This is a genomic window from Candidatus Corynebacterium faecigallinarum (genome assembly GCF_052264515.1).
GTDB classification, from domain to species: domain Bacteria; phylum Actinomycetota; class Actinomycetes; order Mycobacteriales; family Mycobacteriaceae; genus Corynebacterium; species Corynebacterium faecigallinarum.
In genome coordinates this window covers 1-1,441 of the sequence record NZ_JBQQOC010000068.1, presented here as the reverse complement: position 1 = coordinate 1,441, position 1,441 = coordinate 1, and the positions used below count along the sequence as shown (strand labels likewise).

1 protein-coding gene is annotated in these 1,441 nt (G+C 61.9%); it reads left to right on the top strand.

Translation table 11 applies throughout. The annotated features are described in order from the left end of the window. Positions 1–1,441: condensation domain-containing protein (locus tag ACTXPP_RS14055; protein WP_443342728.1), on the top strand; the 1,441-nt coding region annotated here is incomplete at both ends.

Sequence of the window (1,441 nt, the reverse complement as noted above, 5' to 3'; positions counted from 1 at the left end):
GCATTCCCTGCTGGCCACCAGGATCGTCGCCCGCACCAATAGCACCCTGGGTTCGACCCTGACGTTGAAGGACATCTTCGATCATCCGACCATTGCCGGACTTGCCGGGCTTGCCGGGCTGGTTGACGCTGTCAGTGGCCTCACCAGCACCGCCGACGACCAGGACACGACACCGACACTGCGGGTCACCGATGTGGTCCGCCCGGATGTCATCCCTGCCTCCTACGGCCAGCAGGCCCTCTGGCTCATCGACCAGACAGGAGCCCCGAAAAGCCAGTACGTCGTCCCCGTCGTCCTGCGTATAGACGGCGATCTTGACCCGATGTCGCTGCAAGCCGCGTTGCGGGATGTGGTTGTCCGTCATGAGTCCCTGCGTACCCAGCTCCGTGACATTGACGGGACCGTCATCCAGGACATCCTCCCGGCAGATCGGGTTCCTGACCTCGTTGGTGTTCCCGTCGTGGATGCCCATGGCTGGTCCGATGACCAGGCCACCGACCACCTCAACGCATTCATCCGCTCCGGATTCGACCTGGCCGGCGACATCCCAGTGAAAGCCGAACTCCTGCACACCGGCGACAACACCTGGACCCTGGTAATGCCTGTCCACCACCACGCCGTCGACGAATGGTCAATGCCCTCACTGACAGAAGACCTGACGGTGGCCTATAACGCAAGGACTACTGGACAACTTCCGACCTGGGACGATCTTCCTGTCCAGTACGCCGACTACGCCGTCTGGCAGCGCCAGGTCCTCGGCGACCCCACCGACCAGGATTCCGTGATGACCGGGCACCTCGACTACTGGGCCGATACCCTGGACCAGGCCCCGGAGGAATCAACGATCACCGCCGACCGGCCGCGACCGGAGACACCCACCCATGCAGGCGCTGATGTCGACGCAACCATCGGCAACTCCACCGTCACTCGTCTACATCAGGTACTCGATGACCGTGGGATCAGCATGTTCATGGCCACCCAGGCAGCCACCGCACTGACAGCCTCGGTCTTAGGAGTTGGTGATGACGTGGTCATCGGTTCACCGACAGGAGGACGGACTGAAGACGGCCTTGAACACCTCGTCGGCTATTTCGTCAACACTCTGCCGATCCGGCACCGGTTCACTGCCAGCCAATCGCTTGCCGATATCCTCGCTGACACCCGCGCCACTGTCCTGGACGGTTTCGCCCACCAGGCAGCCCCCTTCGACCAGATCGTCCACTCAATCGGCATGGACCGGACGTCTGGACGTAACCCGGTCTTCCAGATCATGCACACCCACCGGGCCACCGCCACGAGCGAAGCCCCGGCTTTTCGCAACACTTCGATTATACCCACACGTCGGGGAACCCTGGCCTCGTCGAAGACCGACATCGACATCTACACCACCGACAATCTTAATCACCTGGACATCCACCTCAGCTACAGCACGGAACTTTTC